Source organism: Streptococcus mitis SK1080, from assembly GCF_000220085.1.
Classification (GTDB): Bacteria; Bacillota; Bacilli; order Lactobacillales; family Streptococcaceae; genus Streptococcus; species Streptococcus mitis_K.
The window spans coordinates 1-22,670 of the sequence record NZ_AFQV01000005.1 but is presented as its reverse complement, the minus strand read 5'-3'; the positions used below and the strand labels follow the sequence as shown (position 1 = coordinate 22,670).

At 39.6% G+C, this 22,670-nt stretch carries 22 protein-coding genes and 3 pseudogenes; 4 read left to right on the top strand and 21 right to left on the bottom strand.

Features of this window, described 5'->3' with window-relative positions:
* Window position 1 precedes the first annotated feature (1 nt).
* From aguA to HMPREF9957_RS03260, 5 genes are read right to left on the bottom strand one after another with little or no spacing between them, the layout of a single operon-like run.
* Window positions 2–1,087, bottom strand: a complete 1,086-nt coding sequence (gene aguA / locus HMPREF9957_RS03280) for an agmatine deiminase (RefSeq protein ID WP_000969484.1) — start codon at window positions 1,085–1,087, stop codon at window positions 2–4.
* On the bottom strand, window positions 1,084–2,211 hold the full coding sequence (gene nspC / locus HMPREF9957_RS03275; RefSeq protein WP_000764390.1) for a carboxynorspermidine decarboxylase: 1,128 nt from the start codon (window positions 2,209–2,211) through the stop codon (window positions 1,084–1,086). The genes aguA and nspC overlap by 4 nt, the downstream gene beginning before the upstream one ends.
* Complete coding sequence (locus tag HMPREF9957_RS03270; RefSeq protein WP_000088775.1) at window positions 2,211–3,470, bottom strand: saccharopine dehydrogenase family protein; 1,260 nt, start codon at window positions 3,468–3,470, stop codon at window positions 2,211–2,213. Before HMPREF9957_RS03270 ends, nspC begins: the two co-directional genes overlap by 1 nt.
* Window positions 3,467–4,327: a polyamine aminopropyltransferase gene (gene speE, locus HMPREF9957_RS03265; RefSeq protein WP_000366726.1), complete on the bottom strand. Its 861-nt coding sequence runs from the start codon at window positions 4,325–4,327 to the stop codon at window positions 3,467–3,469. The genes HMPREF9957_RS03270 and speE overlap by 4 nt, the downstream gene beginning before the upstream one ends.
* Complete coding sequence (locus HMPREF9957_RS03260; protein WP_000661017.1) at window positions 4,328–5,788, bottom strand: aminotransferase class I/II-fold pyridoxal phosphate-dependent enzyme; 1,461 nt, start codon at window positions 5,786–5,788, stop codon at window positions 4,328–4,330. It lies immediately after the preceding gene.
* A 707-nt stretch (window positions 5,789–6,495) separates the two neighbouring features.
* Here HMPREF9957_RS03260 and HMPREF9957_RS03255 point away from each other — a divergent pair.
* Window positions 6,496–7,191 carry a VIT1/CCC1 transporter family protein gene (locus HMPREF9957_RS03255; protein WP_000005261.1) on the top strand — a complete coding sequence of 232 codons (696 nt, stop codon included), beginning with the start codon at window positions 6,496–6,498 and terminating at the stop codon, window positions 7,189–7,191.
* A gap of 41 nt (window positions 7,192–7,232) precedes the next feature.
* Here the strand turns inward: HMPREF9957_RS03255 and HMPREF9957_RS03250 are convergent, their stop codons facing one another.
* The 6 genes and pseudogenes from HMPREF9957_RS03250 to HMPREF9957_RS13435 all read right to left on the bottom strand — a co-directional run.
* Window positions 7,233–9,221 (bottom strand): ABC transporter permease, encoded by a 1,989-nt coding sequence (locus HMPREF9957_RS03250; RefSeq protein ID WP_000489379.1) that lies wholly within the window; start codon window positions 9,219–9,221, stop codon window positions 7,233–7,235.
* A 1-nt stretch (window position 9,222) separates the two neighbouring features.
* Window positions 9,223–9,981, bottom strand: a complete 759-nt coding sequence (locus HMPREF9957_RS03245; RefSeq protein ID WP_000173372.1) for an ABC transporter ATP-binding protein — start codon at window positions 9,979–9,981, stop codon at window positions 9,223–9,225.
* A 370-nt stretch (window positions 9,982–10,351) separates the two neighbouring features.
* Window positions 10,352–10,624 (bottom strand): PspC domain-containing protein, encoded by a 273-nt coding sequence (locus tag HMPREF9957_RS03240; protein WP_001085044.1) that lies wholly within the window; start codon window positions 10,622–10,624, stop codon window positions 10,352–10,354.
* A gap of 58 nt (window positions 10,625–10,682) precedes the next feature.
* Window positions 10,683–11,132 carry a SprT family protein gene (locus HMPREF9957_RS03235; protein ID WP_000778598.1) on the bottom strand — a complete coding sequence of 150 codons (450 nt, stop codon included), beginning with the start codon at window positions 11,130–11,132 and terminating at the stop codon, window positions 10,683–10,685.
* The gene (locus HMPREF9957_RS03230) at window positions 11,119–13,248 is read right to left on the bottom strand and encodes a Tex family protein (RefSeq protein WP_000359119.1); all 2,130 of its coding nucleotides are present in this window, start codon (window positions 13,246–13,248) and stop codon (window positions 11,119–11,121) included. Before HMPREF9957_RS03230 ends, HMPREF9957_RS03235 begins: the two co-directional genes overlap by 14 nt.
* A 75-nt stretch (window positions 13,249–13,323) precedes the next feature.
* Window positions 13,324–13,458: pseudogene (locus HMPREF9957_RS13435) on the bottom strand (DUF1919 domain-containing protein); the annotation flags it as partial.
* Between the two features lie 358 nt (window positions 13,459–13,816).
* Between HMPREF9957_RS13435 and HMPREF9957_RS13430 the strand changes: the two are divergent.
* Genes HMPREF9957_RS13430 through HMPREF9957_RS03210 form a run of 3 tightly spaced genes read left to right on the top strand, consistent with a single transcriptional unit; the run spans window position 13,817 to window position 15,666 of the window.
* Window positions 13,817–13,948 carry an SPJ_0845 family protein gene (locus tag HMPREF9957_RS13430; protein WP_000268685.1) on the top strand — a complete coding sequence of 44 codons (132 nt, stop codon included), beginning with the start codon at window positions 13,817–13,819 and terminating at the stop codon, window positions 13,946–13,948.
* Window positions 13,949–14,854, top strand: a complete 906-nt coding sequence (locus HMPREF9957_RS03215; RefSeq protein WP_000123625.1) for a permease — start codon at window positions 13,949–13,951, stop codon at window positions 14,852–14,854.
* Window positions 14,851–15,666 (top strand): TIGR03943 family putative permease subunit, encoded by an 816-nt coding sequence (locus tag HMPREF9957_RS03210; RefSeq protein ID WP_000617837.1) that lies wholly within the window; start codon window positions 14,851–14,853, stop codon window positions 15,664–15,666. Before HMPREF9957_RS03215 ends, HMPREF9957_RS03210 begins: the two co-directional genes overlap by 4 nt.
* Before the next feature lie 190 nt (window positions 15,667–15,856).
* Here the strand turns inward: HMPREF9957_RS03210 and HMPREF9957_RS03205 are convergent, their stop codons facing one another.
* The 10 genes and pseudogenes from HMPREF9957_RS03205 to HMPREF9957_RS03170 form a co-directional block, all read right to left on the bottom strand.
* Window positions 15,857–16,270 (bottom strand): type II toxin-antitoxin system death-on-curing family toxin, encoded by a 414-nt coding sequence (locus HMPREF9957_RS03205; RefSeq protein WP_000158361.1) that lies wholly within the window; start codon window positions 16,268–16,270, stop codon window positions 15,857–15,859.
* Window positions 16,267–16,503 (bottom strand): AbrB family transcriptional regulator, encoded by a 237-nt coding sequence (locus HMPREF9957_RS03200; protein ID WP_000260601.1) that lies wholly within the window; start codon window positions 16,501–16,503, stop codon window positions 16,267–16,269. Before HMPREF9957_RS03200 ends, HMPREF9957_RS03205 begins: the two co-directional genes overlap by 4 nt.
* 329 nt (window positions 16,504–16,832) lie before the next feature.
* Complete coding sequence (locus tag HMPREF9957_RS03195) at window positions 16,833–17,144, bottom strand: hypothetical protein (protein ID WP_000420556.1); 312 nt, start codon at window positions 17,142–17,144, stop codon at window positions 16,833–16,835.
* 119 nt (window positions 17,145–17,263) lie between these two features.
* Entirely contained in the window at window positions 17,264–19,006 is a 1,743-nt protein-coding gene (locus HMPREF9957_RS03190; protein WP_000423452.1) for a glycoside hydrolase family 13 protein, read from the bottom strand.
* A 173-nt stretch (window positions 19,007–19,179) separates the two neighbouring features.
* On the bottom strand, window positions 19,180–19,671 hold the full coding sequence (locus HMPREF9957_RS0102005; protein ID WP_001086582.1) for a hypothetical protein: 492 nt from the start codon (window positions 19,669–19,671) through the stop codon (window positions 19,180–19,182).
* A gap of 63 nt (window positions 19,672–19,734) precedes the next feature.
* Entirely contained in the window at window positions 19,735–20,616 is an 882-nt protein-coding gene (locus tag HMPREF9957_RS03185) for a diacylglycerol/lipid kinase family protein (RefSeq protein ID WP_000710108.1), read from the bottom strand.
* Between the two features lie 110 nt (window positions 20,617–20,726).
* A pseudogene (locus tag HMPREF9957_RS03180) lies at window positions 20,727–20,900 on the bottom strand (ADP-ribosylglycohydrolase family protein); the annotation flags it as partial.
* Window positions 20,899–21,516 carry an SAP domain-containing protein gene (locus tag HMPREF9957_RS03175; protein ID WP_000140410.1) on the bottom strand — a complete coding sequence of 206 codons (618 nt, stop codon included), beginning with the start codon at window positions 21,514–21,516 and terminating at the stop codon, window positions 20,899–20,901. The pseudogene HMPREF9957_RS03180 and the gene HMPREF9957_RS03175, both read right to left, overlap by 2 nt.
* 123 nt (window positions 21,517–21,639) lie before the next feature.
* Window positions 21,640–21,753: pseudogene (locus HMPREF9957_RS12370) on the bottom strand (ADP-ribosylglycohydrolase family protein); the annotation flags it as partial.
* 47 nt (window positions 21,754–21,800) lie between these two features.
* Complete coding sequence (locus tag HMPREF9957_RS03170; protein ID WP_000668475.1) at window positions 21,801–22,571, bottom strand: alpha/beta hydrolase; 771 nt, start codon at window positions 22,569–22,571, stop codon at window positions 21,801–21,803.
* Between the last annotated feature and the right edge of the window lie 99 nt (window positions 22,572–22,670).

Sequence of the window (22,670 nt, the reverse complement as noted above, 5' to 3'; positions counted from 1 at the left end):
CCTATTCTGGGATTTGTTGGGTGATACAGTGGATATTGCCACCACCTAATAGAATATCTCTGGCTGCTATTCCGACAACTTTACGGTCTGGGAAACACTTACTGAGAATATCTAATGCTACTTGGTCGTTTACATCCTCAAACTGTGGAACCAAGACAGCCTTGTTGGCGATATAAAAGTTTACGTAGGAAGCTGCTAGTCGTTCACCTGCGTATCGCTCTTCTTCTCCTTCTTCATAAGTATAGCCTGGTAAATCGTCCTCAGTGACAACTTGACGAATAGCTGGGATAGGAAGCTTATGAATGGTGAAGGGACGACCTTTTGCATCCGTTTCTTGCTCTAAGAGTTCGAGATCTGCTTTTGACATGGCATATTGAGGATCGCTTTTGTCGTCTGTCCAAGCCAAAACAAGCTCAGCAGGACCAACAAAGGCAGCAACATTGTCAACGTGTTCATTGGTTTCGTCCTGATAAATACCATAAGGAAGCCAGATAACTTTTTCAGCTCCAAGGCACTCTAATAAGGTGGTTTCGATTTCTTCCTTACTAAGATGAGGATTGCGACCAGAACTAAGCAAGCAACTTTCAGTCACGAGAATGGTTCCTTGACCATCGCTATGTATCGCTCCGCCTTCTAGTACAAAGGGTTTGGCATCGTAAACAGGCATTTCCAAGGCCTCAGCAAAACGACTGGCTACTTGGTCATCATCTTCATAATCTTGATACAGCCCATCAACAGAACCACCCCAAGCATTGAAAGACCAATCGACTGCCAACTTTTCTCTTTTATCATTGACGAGAATGGTCGGACCTGTATCACGCGCCCAGGCATCATTGGTGGGAATGTCTAAATAAACAACGCTATCTCCAAGGTAGTCTTGGGCTTCAGCTAAGTAGTCTTGCTCTACCAAAAGATAAACTTTTTCCCCTTCTGCAATGCTTTTGATAATCTGGCTAAAAGCTGATTTAGCAGCTTTTCCTTGAAAGGGCCATGAACCTGGTCGAGTCGGCCATATCATGAGGGTACCATGATGAGGTTCGTACTCTGCTGGCATGCGATAGCCTAATTTTTTTGGACTGTCCATCATGATAATCTCCCTTTAAAGTCTTGATAGCCGAAGGATTTGACCAAGCTACAGTCACCCTGTTCGTCCATGAGATAGAGACTTGGCAATCCAATACCATTAAAGGTATTATTTTTGACAAAAGAATAAATGGCCATGTCTTCGAAATAAAGTCTGTCTCCGATTTGGACTGGATTTTCAAAGCTATAATCACCAATCACATCGCCCGTCAGACAGGTATTAGAAGAAAGTCTATAGGTATGGGCTTTTTCCTGTGCCTCAAAGCCATTTCTCAAAGGTGGACGATAGGGCATCTCAAGTACGTCAGGCATATGGCAGGTCGCAGAGGCATCTAAAACCAAGATTTCCATACCGTTTTCGACAATATCCAATACTTCAGTCGCTAGATAACCTGCATTGAGCGCAATGGCTTCACCCGGCTCGATATAGATTTCAAGATTGTAAGTTTCTCGGATACGCTTGATTTCTGAAATCAGCAAATCCACATCGTAACCTTCTCTTGTGATGTGGTGTCCGCCCCCCATATTGAGCCATTTGACCTCATGTAAGTACGAACCAAATTGCGCTTCTACTGCTTTCAAAGTTGTCTGTAAATCATTTGCTCCCTGCTCGCAAAGGGTGTGAAAATGAAGGCCGTCAACCAAATCCAGCAAATCACTCGGAATCTTGTCTAGAGTGACTCCAAAACGAGAACCAGGTGCACAGGGGTCATAGAGCGCGTGATCCCCCTGAGTTGAACATTGGGGATTGATACGGAGACCTATACTGATACCAGCCTCCCGACAACGCGGACCGTGTTTACGCAACTGTCTCTCAGAATTAAAAACGATATGATCTGTTATCTCAAGCAATTCCTCCATGTCCTCATCCTTGAAAGCTGGCGCAAAAACATGAACTTCACCAGGAAATTCTTCCCTTGCCAATTTGGCCTCATAGAGACCACTTGCAGTTGTGCCAGATAGATACTGGCTAATCAAGGGATAGGTTTTGTAAAGGGAATAGGCCTTCTGGGCAAGCAAAACCTTGCAACCGGCTTCTTCTTGTACATATTGTAGAATACGGCAATTGGCTTCTAACTTTGCCAAGTTAATAACATAAGCTGGTGTTGGTACTTGTTCTAACTTCATCAGTCCACCATTTGTGGATTTTCAACCACAACCCATGGCAAACCATACTCATTCAAAGCTTCCATGAATGGGTCTGGATCCAACTCTTCAAGGTTATACACTCCAGGTTGTTTCCAAGTACCGTTCATAACTAATTTTGTTCCAATCATGGCTGGAACGCCTGTCGTGTAAGAAATGGCTTGTGAACCAACTTCCGCATAACATTCCTGATGGTCGCAAACATTGTAGATATAGATAGTCTTTTCAACGCCGTCTTTGACACCTGTAAAGATACATCCAATATTGGTTTTACCAACTGTACGTGGGCCAAGGCTTGCAGGATCTGGAAGTAATGCTTTCAAGAACTGGATTGGCACAATTTCTTGACCGTTAAAGTTAATGGTATCTGTACGAAGGAGTCCGACATTTTCTAAGCATTTCATGTGCGTCAAGTAAGATTGACCAAAAGTCATAAAGAAACGAATACGTTTAACACCTGGAATATTTTTGGCTAATGATTCGATTTCTTCGTGGTGAAGGAGATACATATCTTTTTGCCCAACTTGAGGGAAATCGTACTCGCGCTTGATAGACATGGCTTCAACTTCGACCCATTTTCCATCTTCCCAGTAAGAACCTGGCGCAGAAACCTCGCGTAGATTGATTTCTGGGTTGAAGTTTGTTGCAAACGGATAACCGTGGTCACCACCATTACAGTCTAAAATGTCGATATAATGGATTTCATCAAAATAGTGTTTGAGGGCATAGGCTGAAAAGACACTAGTCACACCTGGGTCAAAACCAGAACCAAGAAGAGCGGTCAAGCCAGCTTCTTTGAATTTCTCCTGATAAGCCCACTGCCATGAGTAGTCAAAGTAAGCAGTAAAACCAAGTTCCTTACAACGTTTCTCATAAATAGCACGCCATTCAGGGTCTTCTGTATCCTCAGCCTCGTAGTTGGCAGTATCGATATAGTGGACACCTGTTGCCAAACAAGCATCCATGATAGTCAAGTCTTGATAAGGCAAAGCTACGTTCAAAACAGCTTCTGGTTTGTAGCTTTCAATCAGGGCAATCACTTCTTCAACCTTGTCAGCATCAAGAGCAGCTGTCTCAATCTTTGTACTTGTTTTACCTTCCAGTTTAGCCTTCAAGTCATCACATTTTGACTTGGTACGACTGGCAATCATAATCTCTGTAAAGGTTTCGCTATCTTGGCAAATCTTTGAAATAGCAACTTGGGCAACGCCCCCACATCCAATAACTAGTAAACGACTCATTTTTTTCCTTCCTCTTCTTCTAAAATGTCCTCAACATACTTGGGCAACATAAAGGCTCCCACGTGTAAGTTTGCAGTGTAGTATTCTGTGAAAAGCTGGCGTTTTTTCCAGCCTTCCTTGTCAAAATCTTTGACAGGGTGGTATTTTTTAGATGCAAATCCAAACAACCAATAGCCAGCAGGGCTAGTTGGGATATGGGCCTGATAGACCCGACTGATTGGAAAGGCTTGATTGACCTTTCGGTGCATACTTCGACAAGCTGACTCATCTTCGTCAAAGAAAGGACTCCCATGCTGGTAAATCATGATACCGTCTTCTTTCAAGGCTCTGTAACTGTTACCGTAAAATTCCTTGGTAAAGAGCCCTTCCGTATGTCCAAATGGATCTGTCGCATCGTTGATGATAATATCGTAGTCATTTTCGCAGTTTCGCAAAAAGCGTAGCCCATTTTGGTAGTAAATGGTGACACGAGGATCATCTAGCCCTGCAGCAAAGTCTGGGAAATACTCACGACAGACTTCAACCAACATCTCATCTGGTTCCACAATATCGATTTGTTCCAGCTCAGGATAGAGTGTTAATACTTGGGCAACACCACCGTCACCACCCCCAATAACCAAGACTTTCTTGGGATTGGGATGCACAGCCATGGGAACGTGAACGGTCATTTCATTGTAGACAAAATCATCAGCATCTGAGAACAAGACATGCCCATTTAAAATCAGTATTTTCCCAAAAGCTGGCGTATCCAAGACTTCGATATCCTGCCATTCACTTTTTCCAGCGTAGAGTTGCTTGGCTGTTCTCAGGGACAATTTCACATCTGGAGTATGAACTTCAGAAAACCATAAATCCATCTAGTTCTCCTTTCTCTTAATGACGTTGATGTGATTGACCTCAGGATCTTCTGTCCCTTGGAGGGAGCAACCACGTTCCTTGGCAAATTGGATATAGTCTACAATTTCTCGTGTAATGCGTTCACCTGGAGCCAAGATAGGAATACCTGGAGGATAGCACATGACAAATTCCCCACAGACTTGTCCAACAGATTCATCTAAGGGCAAACTTTTTCTCTCTGAATAGAAGGCTTCCTGAGGAGATAACACCAACTCGGGCTGAATATATTCTCCTGCTATCAAGTCCTTCCCATCTCGTGAGTAGAGTCTCTTGATATCAGCCAAAGCACCGACCAAGCGCTCGATGTCTTGGATGCGATCACCAATCGAAATATAGGCCAAGATATTGCCAATATCACCAAACTCAATCTGAATGTCGTATTCGTCTCGTAGGAGGTCATAAACCTCGATACCTGTTAAGCCAATACCCTGAGTGTAAACTGACAACTTGGTCACATCAAAATCACAAACTGAGACACCGTCTATTAACTCTTTTGAGTAGGCATAGTAGCCACCGATAGCATTGATTTCACGACGAGCGTACTCGGATAGCTCAATGACCTTCTCAAACGACTCTTTACCACGAAGAGCCAAGTTGCGACGTGAAATATCCAGACTAGCCATCAACAAATAAGAGGCGGATGTTGACTGGGTCAGGTTGATTATCTGACGAACGTACTCAGGATTCATCTGCTCTCCGATTAAAAGAAGCGAACTTTGGGTCAAACTCCCACCAGACTTATGCATAGAAACTGCTGCCATATCAGCACCTGCATCCATAGCAGAAATTGGAAGTTTATTAGTGAAATGCAAATGCGCTCCGTGGGCCTCATCTACCAAAACCATCATGCCAGCTTCATGAGCCATTTCTGTCAATTCCCTTAGGTCTGAACAGATTCCATAGTAAGTAGGGTTGTTAATCAAAATGGCCTTGGCATCTGGATGGTCCTTTATGGCCTGAGCTACTCGGTCGTTTTCAAGACCTAAAGCGATACCAATTTTAGGATCCACACTCATCTCGATATAGATGGGAATAGCACCACATAGAACCAGCGCATTAATAGCAGATTTGTGGACATTTCGTGGCAGAATAATCTTATCTCCTGCCTTGCAGGTTGACAGAATCATAGTCTGTACCGATGAAGTTGTTCCCCCAATCATGAGAAAAGCATGGCTAGCTCCAAAAGCATCAGCTGCCAGCTCCTCTGCATCCCGAATAATCGAAATGGGATGGCCTAGATTATCCAAGGGTTTCATCGAATTGACATCAATGCCTACACATTTTTCTCCTAAGAGTTCGACAAGTTCTGGATTTCCTCGTCCACGCTTGTGACCTGGAACATCAAAGGGAACAATCCTTTTCTTGCGTAACTTCACCAAGGCCTCATAAATTGGGGCTTGGTTTTGATCTAACTCCTTCAAGACATACTCCTTTCAATATTTTTAGGACCTTATGAAAACTAAGGAACTAAAGGTTGACTCATGAAAAAAGAGCAGGATTTCACCTGCTCTGCAATCTTCTGACGTTTTTATGTTTGTTTCTGTTGAGTATGTCTGTTCCCGATGTTTCCTAACTCTCTAGTAGCAAATATTACGTACTTTATTGATCGTTTCACAAGATGACGTGTGCTTTCACCACACTAAAAATTTATGAATTAGGACAAGTGTCCTAACATCAACTTATAAAAGTAGGCTTTTAACCCTATCAATAATGTGGTTTTTCAACCACGCTTCGGCATTCAACCCTGCCTGTCCGTAGGCGTTTTTTACTCGGGTTTATATTTGCTAGAAAACATCATCTCATTTTCTAAGCTTTATTACTATATCATGTTTTTAAGAACTTGTAAAGCGTTTTACGAAAAAAATATAAAAAAGTTCGCAAAATATTTGGATTTTATTTGATTTTACACTAATTATTCTCTTGTAAACGATTATAAAGTGAACAAAATGTTTATCGTATTTAATTTAAAATTTTTATGCTATTCTATACTCTTTACCCTCGGTGTTTGATTTATCAGAAAAAATGCTGAAATTTCTACATCATTAGAATCGTGCAACTTTTTTCAGATACTTTTAAAAGATTGATTTCCCTATATTTTTCCTTTATACTGGATAAAAAGGAGATTAGTATGTCAGAAACAAATCACGAAATCGATTCAAATTTTGCAGGTCGTTTAAATATCCTGCGTGCGGGTGTTCTTGGTGCCAACGATGGAATTATTTCCATTGCTGGTGTGGTTATCGGGGTTGCCAGTGCTACAAGCAATATCTGGATTATCTTTTTATCTGGTTTTGCGGCTATCTTAGCTGGTGCCTTTTCAATGGCTGGTGGAGAATATGTATCCGTTTCAACTCAAAAAGATACCGAGGAAGCAGCCGTTGCGCGTGAGCAGCTCTTGCTAGACCAAGATATGGAACTAGCCAAAAATTCCCTCTATGCTGCCTATATTCAAAATGGTGAATGTGAAACATCAGCCCAACTTCTCACCAACAAAGCCTTTTTAAATAATCCACTCAAGGCTTTGGTAGAGGAAAAATATGGGATAGAGTATGAAGAGTTTACAAATCCTTGGCACGCTGCTATCTCTAGCTTTATTTCATTTTTCCTTGGTAGCTTACCACCAATGCTGTCAGTAACTATTTTCCCAAGTGAATACCGCATTCCTGCTACTGTCCTTATCGTCGGTGTGGCTCTTCTTCTCACTGGTTATACTAGTGCCAGACTTGGAAAAGCACCAACCAAAACAGCTATGATTCGGAACCTTGCTATCGGTCTTTTAACCATGGGAGTTACCTTTCTGCTCGGACAACTTTTCAGCATTTAGAATACAAGAAATACCTCGATTTTGAAGTCGAGGTATCTTTTTTACATTTGCACAATCTTGCGATAACTTCTTGAAGTAATCATGAAAATCAGCACATAGGCGATGAGGAAGATAGCGCAGATAGACAAGGTCACAATCAACATCATATTCGTATCTATTACACCAATCACTTTTAAAATCAGACTAAGCATATGGTAGGCAAAGGCGAGATGTATGAAGGCAAAAAGCAAAGGAAGGAAGAAAACAGTTAAAACCTGTTTGTTGATGGTTTGCTTGATTTGCTTTTGATCTAAACCGACTTTCTGCAAGATAATAAAGCGCTCACGGTCTTCATAGCCTTCAGAAATTTGTTTGTAATAGATGACCAGAACGGTTCCGACCATAAAGATAATGGATAGGAAAATACCGATAAAGAAGACACCACCAAAGAGGGCACTCATTTGAGCACTAGCATCTGCTAGATTGCTACCATACACATAGCTACCTTCAGTGTTTAATTGAGCATTAAACTTTTGTAAGTATTTTTCATATTCTTCAGCGACTTTGAGTTGTTCTTCTTCACTGATATTTACATTTATACCACCGTAAAGCTGATTATAGATAGCCGAATCTGGAAATTGGTCTAAAAATGCTTGTAAATCAGGTACAACAAGGTAATTGTAATCAGTAGTAAAAATATTAAACTGATTTGGGACATGGTTCACAATAAAATCTGTATTAAATTCTTCTTTTACAGAAAATTGATGGTTATTTAGAGTTAGAGCTTTCTGTCCTTTCAGTCCGTCATTTTTGGCAAAGAGACCGACCTCATTTCCTGATAGAGAAAGTTTTTGACCAGTCATATTTTCATAATCTTTTTGGTCAAATACCATGAAAACTGTTTTTGGTTGGACACGGTTTTGTCCTTTTTCAAAAATAGTTAACTTGGTTCCTTCTTGATTTGCAATACCAAAGTTACTGTAACGAAGCACTTCTTTCTCTTTGACACTATAACCTTTGTCACTTGCAAACTGGCTCAAGAGTTTGTCCAAATCTTCTTTTTCAACATTTTGTCCAGTAATTCCAAAGTCATGCGGATTCATCACTTTTTTAAAGGATTCTGAAGCATTGAAAATGCTTGTCGCTGCTGACATGGTTACCAAAACCATTGTTGACAAAATAGCGATAGTTGCTAGGCCAACCGCATTTTTCTTCATACGGAAAATCAAGTTAGAAACTGAGATAAGGTTATTTGGTTGGTAATAGTATTTCTTATTTTTCTTTAAGATTTGAAGGAAAACGGTAATCCCTGCATTGAACAAAAGATAGGTACCAAAGATAACTAGTAAAACAGCTAAGAAGAAGGTTGTTAAGGCTGTAAGAGGATCTTTTACCGTAAGGGCAAGATAATAGCCAATCCCTAAACTAATCGAACCAAGAATAGTTTGGAGAGGAAGGAAGCGACCTTTTTTCTCTCCGCTAGCTTTCTCACGTGAGAGCTGGAGGGCATTCATACGCGCGATTCGAAGAGCATTCAGGAACATGAGGCCTAGGAAAATCAAACCAAAGACAACAAGTACTGCAATGACAACATTCATCTGGAAGGTAGCGACCAGTTCAACCTTCAATTTCATCAGTTTGAGCAAGAAAGCGAAAATCAACTTGTCAAACAAGGCTCCAATACCGATTCCTGCTCCAACAGTTAGAATCCCAAATACCACTAACTCCTTAAAGGTCATACTGATCAGGTGACGTTTCTCCAAGCCCAACATGCCATAAATTCCCAGTTCCTTGGAACGGTTTTTCATGACAAAACTATTGGCATAGAGAACGATAATGGCTGACGCAAGGGTGACGACAAACATACCAAATCCTAGAGTAGCTTGAATGGTTGATCCTCCACGGATTTCCGCAATCTTTGGATTGAAAGTTAGAGAGTAAAAGAGATAGGTGACAGTGACTGCCAAGAGAACAGCCAGCGCAAAAGGATAATAGAGTTTGCGGTTTTTAATCAAGTTCGATACCGCTAACTTATTGGTTAATCGAAACATACTAATTCACCTCGCTTGCCATGACAGTCAAGGTATCAGAGATCTCTTGGAACATCTGACGTTCTGTCTTCTCTCCACGGTAGATTTGATTGTAAAGAATGCCGTCTTTGATAAAGAGTACACGTTTAGCCCTGCTAGCTGCTGCCGTTGAGTGGGTTACCATGAGAATGGTTTGGCCGCGCTCATTGATTTCATCAAAAACATCAAGTAAGGCCGCAGATGACTTGGAATCAAGGGCCCCTGTTGGCTCATCCGCAAGGAGAATTTCAGGTTCTGTGATGATGGCGCGTGCTACTGCTACACGCTGTTTCTGACCACCAGAAATCTCGTAAGGGTACTTCTCTTGCAATTGGTTGATGCCTAGATTCTCAGCTGTCACCACCAATTTCTTCATCATCTCCGTAATGGGTCTTCTTGACAAGACAAGAGGAAGCAAGATATTATCCTTTACAGAGAGAGTATCTAGCAAGTTAAAGTCTTGGAAGACAAATCCTAGCTTTTCACGACGGAAGCTAGAAGCCTGTGAATTTTTAATGGTTGCGGTGTCAGTTCCATTCAAGTAAACCTGCCCACGAGTTGGTTTATCCAGCATAGCTAGAATATTGAGAAGAGTTGATTTACCAGAACCAGACTCACCCATGATAGCGACGTAATCGCCTTTTTCGACGGTAAAGTGAATATCCTTGAGGGCTTCTACTTGGTTGCCCTGAAAACGAGTTTTATAAATTTTTTGAACGTGTTTTACATCTAAAAGTGTCATGAGAATCTCCTTTCTTAATATCCCATCAAATGAAATGTTGCTTGCATCATAGCGCATCCCAGCTGAACACGCTCGATTTCTTTGTGACTTGGTTTTCTAGTTTTCTTATGTAAGATTTGTTTCATGATGTTACTCCTTTGTTCTTTATGAGTCTAGTTTACATCAAAAAAAGACTGCTTGCCATAACCTAACCTTACAAAAGAGACTTTAATCTTACATTTTTGTAAGATTGGAGAATTTAGAAATTTTATTAAAAATATTTTACCATAAAAAGAAGGCAAGAAGAAAACCCTTGCGGATACAAGGGTTAAAAAATTTTAAAATAGATTAGTCTAATTCATAGACTAACAGTAAAATAACTGTTTCTACCTCACCAAAACCAGCCTTCATTATCGTCAATGGCTTGGGCTTCTTTTCGTTTGCGTGGGCCTGTTCCGTACATTTCTGCTTCGATTTCTTCCTTGGTTGGCATGATAGAAGCTAGGATGATATAGATAATCACGCCAAGTCCAAAGTTTGCGACTGTAAAAATAGCAAATAGAAAACGAACAAGGGTAACATCAAAGTTCCACTTGTCTGACAAACCTGCCAAAACTCCTGAAATCATGCGATTTCGTCTCATTTTATAAAATTTACTGTTCATGATATTTCCTCTTTCTGCTAGGTTAGTCATAGTATATCACGGATAGGCTCGGCTTTCATCAGTCCTCAGGCTGATTTACTAATAGCAACTTTCCTCGACAAAGTCCACAGCGATAGCGTTTGGTATCAATCCTACGCTTACGCTGATAAGTTTGCTGGCAGGATTGGCAACGATAGAGCTTGATTGGCTTGGAGTTACTATTGGGCAAGGATGGTACAAATCGTAATCCATCCACTGCTTTCAACAGTTCCTTAAAATCCCGATCCTTGTGTTGATAGCCCTTCCCTTGAAAATAGAGGTGATAATGACAGAGTTCATGTCGGACAATTTTCCTAAAAACGTCCAACCCCAGTTCCTGATAAACCTTGGGATTAAAATCCAGATGCCCATCTTTTGGGAAAAATCGCCCACCTGTCGAACGTAGACGAGAATTCCACTGGACATGATGGATAAAAGGTCTGCCGAAGTCTTCAAGTGAAACCTGCTTAACGTAATCAGTCAGTTTCATTTGGAGCGAGGAGCGACAGATTGACTTTTTCACGTTCAGTATCAATTTTCTTGACCCAAACTGTTACCAAATCTCCGACGGACACCACTTGGCTAGGATGTTTGATAAATTTGCGGCTCATATGGGAAATATGGATCAAACCGTCCTCATGAATTCCGATGTCAACGAAGGCACCAAAGTCAACTACATTACGCACCACACCCTCTAGCTTCTGACCAACCACTAAATCCTTGATATCTAGGACATCTTGGCGAAGCACAGGTGCGTCAAAGGAATCACGGAAATCTCGACCTGGTTTGAGAAGGTCAGCAATGATATCTTTAAGAGTTTCTGGACCAAGGTCTAGCTCTTGCGCCATTTCCTTGACTGAAAGCGACTTGAGTTTGCTTTGGGCCACTTCATTCAAGTCCTTGATGTCCAAGCGTTTGAAGAGCTCCTTAACAGCAGTATAGTTCTCTGGGTGAACCCCTGTATTATCAAGGATATTGCTACTTTCAGGGATACGAAGGAAACCAGCTGCCTGCTCAAAGGCCTTGGCTCCCAGACGGGGAACTTTCTTGATTTGGGAGCGTGAAGTGATTTTTCCCTCTTCCTCACGGTATTTGACGATATTTTCAGAGATAGTTTTGTTGAGTCCAGCGACATGGGAAAGAAGAGCTGGGCTGGCCGTATTGATATTGACACCGACTTGGTTTACCACTGTATCCACGACAAAATCCAGACTTTCAGACAGTTTCTTCTGACTGACATCGTGTTGATATTGACCGACACCGATTGACTTAGGATCGATTTTAACCAATTCAGCAAGGGGATCTTGCAAACGACGGGCGATAGAAATAGCAGAGCGTTTTTCAACGGTCAAGTCTGGAAACTCCTGACGAGCAAGTTCGCTGGCAGAATAGACAGAAGCACCGCTTTCATTTACGATAACATAGCTGACTTCTGGAAAATCCTTAAGGACTTCCGCTACAAAAGCTTCACTTTCACGACTGGCCGTTCCATTACCGATGGCAATAATTTCTACACTGTACTGACCAATCAAGTCTGCTAAATCTTTCTTGGCTTCTTCGATTTGACGAGCTGAGGCTGGTTTGACTGGATAGATGACTTGAGTCGTCAGCATTTTCCCTGTTGCATCCACGACAGCTAGCTTGGCACCTGTACGAAAGGCTGGGTCAAATCCAAGAACCACGCGCCCTTTCAGTGGAGCAACCAAGAGGAGATTGCGTAGATTGTCAGAAAAGAGTTGGATAGCTCCTTCTTCTGCTTTTTCAGTCAATTCTGTCCGAATACGACGCTCGATAGCAGGCAAGACCTTCTTCTTAACAGATTGCTGAACCACTTCATCAATATAGGCATTCTTCACCTTGAAACGAGCAGCAAAGAAGGCAAGAATACGGTCTGTTGCATGTTCAAACCCGACCTTCAAGACACCTAGCTTCTCCCCACGATTGAGGGCCAAGGTACGATAACCCTGCATATTTCCAACTGTCTCTGAAAAATCATAATAAATCTGAAAAACCTGCTTTTCATCAAGACTTTCATCCTTGGCTTGAGAAGTGAGTTTAGAGTGTCTCAGCACCTCCTGATAAGTCATGGAACGCAAGGCCACATCTTCCGATAAGGCCTCGACCAAGATATCAACTGCACCAGCCAAGGTTTCCTTACCAGTCGCAAATCCTTCACAGACAAACTTTTCAGCCTCTTTCTCTAAGTCGGCTACATTCTGCAAAATCAGGCGAGCAAGAGGAAAGAGCCCAGCTTCACGGGCAATGGTTGCCTTGGTACGACGTTTTTCCTTGTATGGAAGATAGAGTTCTTCTACATCTGCTAGTTTTTCGGCTGCTAAGATAGCTTCTTCCAACTCCTTTGTCAACTTGCCTTGTTCTTGAATCTTAGCCAAGACAGCTTCCTTACGGTCGTTGAGATTTGTCAGACTTTTATCCAAGTCGATAATGGCCTTAATTGCCACCTCATCCAGACTACCAGTCATGTCCTTGCGATAACGTGCGATAAAGGGAATAGTCGCCCCTTCAGCTGTCAAACTTAGAACAGTATCAATTTGCTTTAACGTCACTCCCAAATCTTGGGAGATTTTTTCATATTTTTTATCCATGAATCTATTATACCACAAGCTAAACGTTTCAAATTAGCTCTTACAGTATTTAAAAACAATATGTGGGGAATAGATTTATATTCTATAGTGCAATAATTTGTACTTAGAGAGTATTGCCTCCTTTTTTAACCAATCCATGACATCAAAAGTATTTAATGGATCAGACATAATAGCCAGTTCTGGGTGATGTTCCTGACCTGGAGTAAGACATTTAGGGAAATAAATAATCGCAAGCCTGAGCCTGCTGTGGGGATAATCTTTTTTGAAATTTTTAAACAAAAAAGGAGCATTTAAGCTCCCTCCTTTGAAATAACGGACACTTGGCTGGTCGGTGTACCCAGCATCTCAGATACCTTTTTCAAGGTGCGGCAGGAACCTTTCTGCCCTCAAATGTCTTTCGTTAATGTTATTCTAGCACTATCTACTTTTTTTGTCAAGCTTTCTCAATCTACCAGACTTAATCAGGATTTATAAAGCTCTATGATTCGTTAGATACTCAATTTTAACTTTTCCCTTTTCCTCAAAATAATAGTATAATAGAGGTAGAATTTAGAATCGAGGTACACCTATGGCTGTAAAATTTACAAAACGAGACGACTTGGACAAGATGTTTGAAGAGTTTGCGAAACTCCCTGATTTGAAACAAGTCACTTTCCCTGATGACAAAGAGAAAAAAGCCAAAGCAGAAAAGAAAAACTAGATGACTGCTTTCCAACAACTCCCGTCTAGTGTGCTTCAGACTGGGGCTATTTTTCTCTCTATAATCATTGAAGCCCTTCCCTTTGTTCTGATAGGAAGTATTGTTTCAGGGCTGATTGAGGTCTATATCACACCTGACAAGGTTTATCATTTTCTCCCTCGAAATCGTTGGGGGAGAATCTTTTTTGGGACCTTTGTCGGTATGCTTTTCCCTTCTTGTGAATGTGGAATCGTCCCCATCATCAATCGTTTTCTGGAAAAGAAGGTTCCAAGTTACACGGCCGTTCCCTTTCTTGTAACAGCACCTGTTATCAATCCCATTGTTCTCTTTGCGACCTATTCTGCCTTTGGCAACTCCTTCCATATCGCCCTGTTACGAGCTCTTGGTTCCATTGTTGTGGCTGTGATACTTGGGATTTTTCTAGGATTTTTCTGGCAAGAACCGATTCAGAAAAAAAATCGTCTGGCCTGTCATGAGCATGATTTTTCTCACTTGACCCCTGCAAAAAAAGTTTTTCAGGTCTTTGTGCAGGCCATTGATGAATTTTTTGATACGGGACGCTATTTGGTATTTGGCTGTCTCTTTGCCTCAATAATACAGGTTTATGTTCCGACTCGGATTCTGACCTCTATCAGTGCGACCCCTCTTTTTGCCATCCTGCTCTTGATGCTTTTGGCCTTTCTTCTTTCTCTCTGTAGTGAGGCCGATGCTTTTATCGGAGCTTCTCTTCTCTCGAGTTTCGGTTTGGCACCAGTTCTGGCCTTTCTCGTCATTGGCCCAATGCTAGATATCAAAAATATTCTCATGATGAAAAATTACTTGAAAGCACGATTTATCAGTCACTTCATTACGATTGTGACTCTGGTCGTTTTAGTCTATTCTCTCTTGATTGGAGTCATCCTATGATTCGATTTTTAGTTTTAGCTGGCTATTTTGAATTGACCATTTATCTTCATCTGTCGGGCAAATTAAACCAGTACATCAACATGCACTATTCCTATTTGGCCTATATTTCTATGGTACTTTCCTTTATCTTGGCTATTGTTCAATTGTATATCTGGATGAAGCAAGTCAAAACCCACAGTCATCTGAACAGTCGATTGGCCAAGATGACGAGTATTGCTCTTCTGGCTATTCCTATTGTCGTCGGCTTAACTTTTCCAACTGTTAGCTTGGATTCTCAGACCGTTTCTGCCAAAGGCTATCATTTCCCCTTATCAGAAGGCACGGATCAAGCCATTCAGACAAGTGAAGGGACGACAAGCCAATATTTGAAACCAGATACCAGTTCTTATTTTTCAAAATCAGCCTATGAAAAGGAAATGCGAACTGCGGCGGATAAATACTTGTCCCAAGATAGCATTTATATTACTAACGAAAACTATATGGAAGTCATGGAGGCTATCTACGACTATCCAGATGAATTCGAGGGCAAGACAGTCCAGTTCACAGGCTTTGTCTATAACGACCCCAGTCATGCCAATAGCCAATTTCTGTTCCGCTTCGGCATTATTCACTGTATCGCAGATTCTGGTGTCTATGGATTACTGACCAAGGGAAATACCCGTCAGTATGAAAATAACACTTGGATAACGGCCAAAGGAAAACTGGTCAATCACTATCATAAAGAACTCAAACAAAACCTCCCAACCTTGGAAATCGATAGCTTTACCAAAGTCGATAAACCAGAGAATCCCTATGTGTATCGCGTGTTTTAAAAAGCAAGATAAAAACGAACAAGTTCTCTTCTGAATGACAGAAAAAGAGCCTGTTCGTTTTTTGCTATATGAAATATAGGAAGACGCCGAAAATTCTCACCCATCAAAAAAAGAGACAATATTCGTTTTTGCATTATAGATTTCTAATATAGTCTCTTTATTTATACTTACAAGAATTGAATAGTTGAGCTTAATTTTTTCCAATAATTCTAAACGAATGTTCAGAGACCCATTTGGCGTAAGTGGTTAAGCTTTCATCTGTTAAGGACTCTACTGCGATAGTTACACACATATTTACCGCTTCTTCAACCGTTACAGAAAAACGATAATGATTTAACTGTAGAAATTTCACCAAAACGAAGAAAGCAGTTCGTTTATTAGCATTGGCAAAAACATGCTTCTTTATCAATTGGACAAATAGTATCGTTGCTTTATCAAAAATTGTTGGATAAAGAGGCTTCCCAAAAACAAATTGTTCTGGTAAATTAACAATCATATTTAAAGCCGAAGGACTAACCGTTTGAATTTTCTCATTTGGAGAATACCGTTGAATTGCTAAAGCATTTATTTTTTCAATTTGCTTTTCTGTTAGATAGATTGTCATTTTTCCACCAAAGCTTTGAAAACATCGTCGTATTCATCAAATATTTTATCTAAATTTAAGTCAAAGGCATCATCAGATATATAAGAAACCTGCTGATCCAATTCTTCAGGAGTAAAGATAATTTCACCACTTGGTAACAATTTCGCTTCGTATTTAACACCACTTGGAATATTAAATTCACTTGGAATCGTAATGGTGATTGAATTTCCTTGTTTTCTTGTTTTTACTACCATCTGATTTCCTCCTTTGTCATATTATAACAAATCATTACGGTAATTACAATGGCGGGATAATTCACTCCCGTAACAATCTCTATCAGAGTAAATAAATATTATAGTTCTGAAAAGTTATTAATGCCACTATTTTAACAGATTTTGAACCAAGGTTAAATTATATTAGACAAATTAATAATCTTAGTCATAGTTTTCATATAATTTACCAAAACTTCAAATAAAAAAGAGAACAAATTTGCTCTCCTTTACTTTATACATTTTCAACTATTATGGTTGAATTAATCTTTACATTGCTCAGTTGATACATTATGATTTAATTGATGTAAATCTTACTTAATGCTATGCTTATTCATCTTTTGTTCAAAGATAGTCGTGATAATCTGACGTAGTTCTTCTCGTTCTTTTTCTGGAATTTCACCACTTGTTTGAGCTGCAGCGTAGAGTTCAGGGTGTTCAATTGAAATGCGTTTGATCGTACGTGTTGTTGCATGTTTTCTGACGAAAAACGGGATTCGCTTAATCAAGTCTTGTGGTACTAGCGCAAGAATCTTCTCAGCAGTTTCCTTGTCACTAATCTTAGACGTAGTCAGCCCCTTCTTAATCATTTCCTGTTCTTTTTCTGTAAAATCTTTTAATTCCATTCGATAAATCCTCCTATTTTCTTTACCTTAAATTATATACCAATTGTAGCAAGACGACAAATAATCAGTTTGTAAAATGCTCTCTATACTACAACTTTCCTGTCACTCTTAATTGCTCTTTAATGAAAAATCACAAATCCTTTTGGAGAGATGACAAACTGATTCTCCGATTCTTGGCAATTGCTTGCTAGTGCTACGGTTTCCTTCTCTAAAAGATAATCTTCTTTTGATTGGTTAAAGATAGCTTTAAGAATTTGTCCATCGTATTTCCATTCCAAAGCTACTAGATCAGGTTTGATTTCTTGAAGGCTATACTTGCCATGCTGAATGGTTGCTGACGCGTGTTTGCGAATCTTGATTAGCTTCTTCACGAAGTTTAACATATCATGGTCACTTGATACGCGTTCCCAAGGCATACAACGACGGCAATCTGGGTCTGGACCGCCAGTCAAGGATAACTCTGTTCCGTAATAGATGCAGGGTGTTCCCTTTTGTAAAAAGAGAAAGGCTAGGGCTGATTTAACCAGTTGCACATCCTCATTGGCCGTCCACAAGATTCGTTCTGTATCATGCGAATCCAAGAGATTAAACATTACTTCTGAAATCTGCTGCTTGTAATACATAGACTGACCATTGATTTCATCGATGAACTGATCAGTCTTCTTAATTCCTCGTAAGAAATAGTCCTTGATGCTATCAGATAAAGGATAATTCATGACGGCATGGAACTCATCTCCATTTAACCAAGGCTGAGACCTATGCCAGACTTCTCCTAGGATATAAAGATCAGGCTTTTTAGCTAAAACTGCCTTGCGAAAATCCCTCCAAAACTGATGGTCAATCTCATTAGCCACATCCAAACGCCAAGCATCGATATCAAACTCTTCAATCCAATAAGTCGCAACCTTTAAAAGATAGTCCTTGACCTCTGGATTGGCTGTATTTAGCTTAGGCATATAGTCCTCAAAACCAAAAGCATGATAAGGCAACTCTCTCTTGTTGGCTAGTTTTTCAGTCATCACTGGAAATTGTTGAATATGGAACCAATCCTTATAAGCAGATTCCTCACCATTTTTGACAACATCTTGCCATTGAGGAGATTGCGAACCAATATGATTAAATACAGCATCCAGCATGATTTTCATGCCACGCTGATGAGCTTGCTCGACCAGTTCCCGAAAGGTCTCCTTGTCCCCAAAATGACGGTCAATTTCAAAGTAATCCGTCGTATTGTACTTATGATTGCTCGTAGATTCAAAAATCGGACAAAGATAGAGACCAGTAATGCCCAAGTCTTGCAAGTAATCCAGATGGTCAATAATCCCCTTTAAATCACCACCAAAGAAATCATCACTTTTAGGTGTGCTTGATGAATCCCAGTCTAATGTTCCTTCTGGGTTTAATCGAGCATTTCCATTAGCAAATCTCTCAGGAAATATCTGATACCATACCATATTTGAAACCCAATCAGGAACTTGGCAGGCATCAATCTCATGTATATAAGGTAACTTAAATCCATTTCCAATAGCATGAAGATTTTCTAGAGAATTGTCCACGCACCCTTTATCACCATACAAAATACTTTGACCTTCTGTATCCTTGAGTTCAAAGAGATACTGGATACGTGCAAAGTCAACGGACACTTCAACCTGCCAATAATCAAATAAGACATCAGAAGTTATCTTGGACATTTCTTTTGTACCTTGATAAAACTCCTCCATAAAGATAAAAGGGTCCCCATAGTGCAAGTTGATGCTTTCAATGTCCTCTTTCTTAGTACGAATCCGAATATGAAGCTTCTTATCCTTATAAAGATAGGCAAACTCCGACTCTGGCCTATGGTAAATAGCACTTAATTCCATCAATTTGTCTCCTAAAGTATTCATTCAAATTTTACGCAAACGTTTTCATAATTGTGATTCTAGTATACTACTTTCGTATTTTATTTTCAAGGCTTGTCCGTAGATTCTAGTGGTTTGGTTCTATAAATAAAAAAGCAGCCAGTCTTACAACTTTCTACTTTTCAAATGATAATTTACAAATGTCTTTCCAGCCACTCAATTTTTTTAAAATCCTTATTGTTATTGTGTTCATTTCGATAAGAATCTTGGGAAGAAGCCTTGTAAATACTTAAAAACTGTTCCAAACTTGGAACTCGAAAAGTGATGTTTTCGAGATGAATCAGCTCTATATCCGATTCCGAAACTCCTGCAAAATCAGGTAAAGAATCGATACTTCCGAATTCAACACTCAGACCATCTTTTTGGAATTCATGCTCATGAATATCTATTAAGGCGTAGCCTAAGTCTTTCATCACTTTCATTATCTTGTCCCACTCATAAATTCTGAGATGATCGGGTGCTTCCCAACCTCTAGGATCACCAGGCACATGAATGTCAATGTCAGACGGCCTCCATTCTTCATTTGATCGGTATTCAAACCCCAAAGACCCCATGAGAGTCGGAGTGATCCCGACTTGGTTTAAATGAGAACAAATTGTTCGAAATTCATCAAATAGAGAATTCATTCCTCCTCCAATCGTTGATATAGAACTTAATTTCGTTGTGAATAATAAACTAATTTTTACCTTCTATTCTTTCGGTTTTGAAAACACTTCTACTCGCTGAGCTAGGACTTTGATTTCTACAGGTAGGTTATCCGATTTATCGCCGTCAACATCTGACTCCAATTCACTATCTGAAGAGATCTTAATATTACGCGCTTTGATATACTCGATATTATCATTTGCAACAACATCCCCTTTTAGTAAATCAGGAATAACGGATAATTTGGAGAATAGAGACGCATCTTTCAGAATCAAAATGTTGGCATAGCCGTCCTTGTTTTCTTCAAAGATCTTTTTGTCAGCGAAGTAATTTGTCAAGAGAACCAAAACATGGCTAGCTTCACCAACATAATTTCCATTTTCTGTCTCAACCTTAATGTTAAAGACCTGATCCGTCATGACAGACTTCATGGTATTTACAGCATAGGCTAAAATACCGAATTTTGTCTTGTCCTCGATTTCAACATTGTGAATCGCTTCAGGAAGAGAACCAATACTAAAGATATAACCAAAATAATTGTCATTCGCTTTTCCGATATCAATCTTATTGGTTAAGTTGAAATCCAGTTCATCAATCGCGCTATCGATGTCTTGATTGATTTCCAACAGTTTTGTAATGAGGTTTCCCGTCCCACCAGGGATAATCCCTAACTTAGGAATGTAGTCTCTCTCAGCAATACCCGAAATGACTTCGTTGACAGTCCCGTCTCCACCAAACACAACCACTGCATCGTACTTTTCACGAGAAGCTTCTTCAGCAAAATGTGTTGCATCCAGCGCTTTTTCAGTAATTTTGGTTTCAACATATTCAAAGTATTCTTTGGCTTTATTCTCCAGCTTTTCTTTGTAATCCAAGGCCTTTTCCCCACCAGAGGTAGGGTTGATAATTACCATTGCTTTTTTCATTAATTTCTCCTTAATATTCGATAGAAATGGTTATATTTCATCATACGCATCTAACTATACCCTCATTATACAATGAAAATATAGAAAAGAGAAATATGACGTACTAGATATTAATACGCTTTTATTCTATTTTCCCATCGCATAACTACATCCTTTAAGGGTTCATCCAAGTAAGAAATGGCCTTATCCTTTATCCAATCAGGAATACCATAAGCTGCCTCTGCAATGCTACCAGTGATTGCTGCGAGTGTATCACTGTCGCCACCAATTGAGATGGCGTTTCTACTTACCATACTCTTTTATTTTATCAGCATATTCAGTCAAAAGATTCTTTGAATAAATTTTTTCAGCTTTTGAATTTCTAACTTCTTTCCAAAGAATAGAAGCTACTTTTAACTTGTTTGAGTAGTTAAGACTATTTTCATCTGCACAGAAATTCTTTAGAAATTGGTTCCATTGACAAATCGAATGATCATACTTGGCATAATCTGAATTTCCATAATAAACTTTTAGCATATCTTGGATTGTAAAACTAAAATCATTTTCTCTTTTTACTTTTCTCCAAGCAGTCGCCATATCAGCAGTAAATTTAAAGGGTGAAACATCTGTTAAAGTTGAGAAATATTCTCTAAAGTGTGTATTAAAGGAGAATCCACATTCAAGTAAGAGCGTATTTAAGGTAAGGACTTCTACTTGTTTCTTTTTCCTTTTTATTGATGATTTTTTAATCAAATTACCCTTAAAGTACTGCTCAATAATATGATTGAGTTCTTGTTTGGTACCTCTATATTCTAATCCTAATGACTTACATAGTTGTGAAAGTTCATCACGATACCAGTAGTATTTATTAAACTCATCAAATGATGTGACTTTATTGAACTCAGGTCTGCTTTCTGTCAATATTTTACCTCCTTCCTCAAAGACAATTTATGTTGTCATCTCAAAATAAAGGAGTTTTAGTTTCTTTATTTTGAGGATTAGCAACGTTTCACTAACAAGCTTACACATTCAACGGTTCGGACTTACCGTATCATCCATGAAAAAGCAGTCCTTACGAAATAAAGGAAAATCCTTCGTTTTGATATTGTTCCATTCGTAAACAGAACCGACAATATCTCCAATAATTGCTCCTAGCATAAGATACCTCCTTGTGACATATCAGATTTATTACACATTCTCAATGGTTAACACTTTAAAAATGGCACCACCAAATCAATCCACTCATAAGGCAAGTAAGCTGATAAATAGCCGTGGTTATAGCCCTTTGCTTCATACAAAATTGTATTTGAATGTAGCTGATGAAATAATTTCGCTGATTCTTTCACACAGTTCAATTCTTTTTCACCATAGATATACAGAACCTGAGCCTTGCTAGCAGAAATCATATCTTTCAGCTTGTAATGCCCCATATAGGTTTTGTAAATGGTCACCAATGTTTTAATAGGCGTCCTTGGCAGATCCTCCAAATAATAAGCTTTTATTTCCTCTGGATAAGCCAGTTTAGGATAGAGTTTGTTCATCATGCTTAACTGAAGTTTGCAAGAGAATTTATTGAACATCAATTTACCAAATAGAGACACTAGAAAGATGCTGATTTTAGCTAACCTTGGTTGAGGAATACAGAGGCTTCCGTCTATGATGGCCTTCTCAGCAATTTCACTATCTAAAGATAAAAGCTCCATGGCAATTTGACCACCAAGTGAAACACCACCGATTGCAAACAATTTCCCACCACAGTTTGCTTTGATATAGTCTAGAATCTCCAAAGCAGAATCTTCAGTAGAAACATAATCAAGTTGATATTCCTCTCCGTGGCCATTCAAAGTGGGTAGAATAATACGGTATTCTTCTGACAGGATTCGTGCTTGACGAAGATAATTCCACCAAGAACTGCCACCACCATGTATCAGTAAAATAGGAGGCAAATTCTTATTACCAAATTCATGGAATTTCATGTTTAAACTCCTTACTGTAGGACTTTCACTAGCTAATTTTCCTTGTTCAATCAGCTCTTAAAAGCAGTACCACACACTCGACATAAAACGAGTGAACAC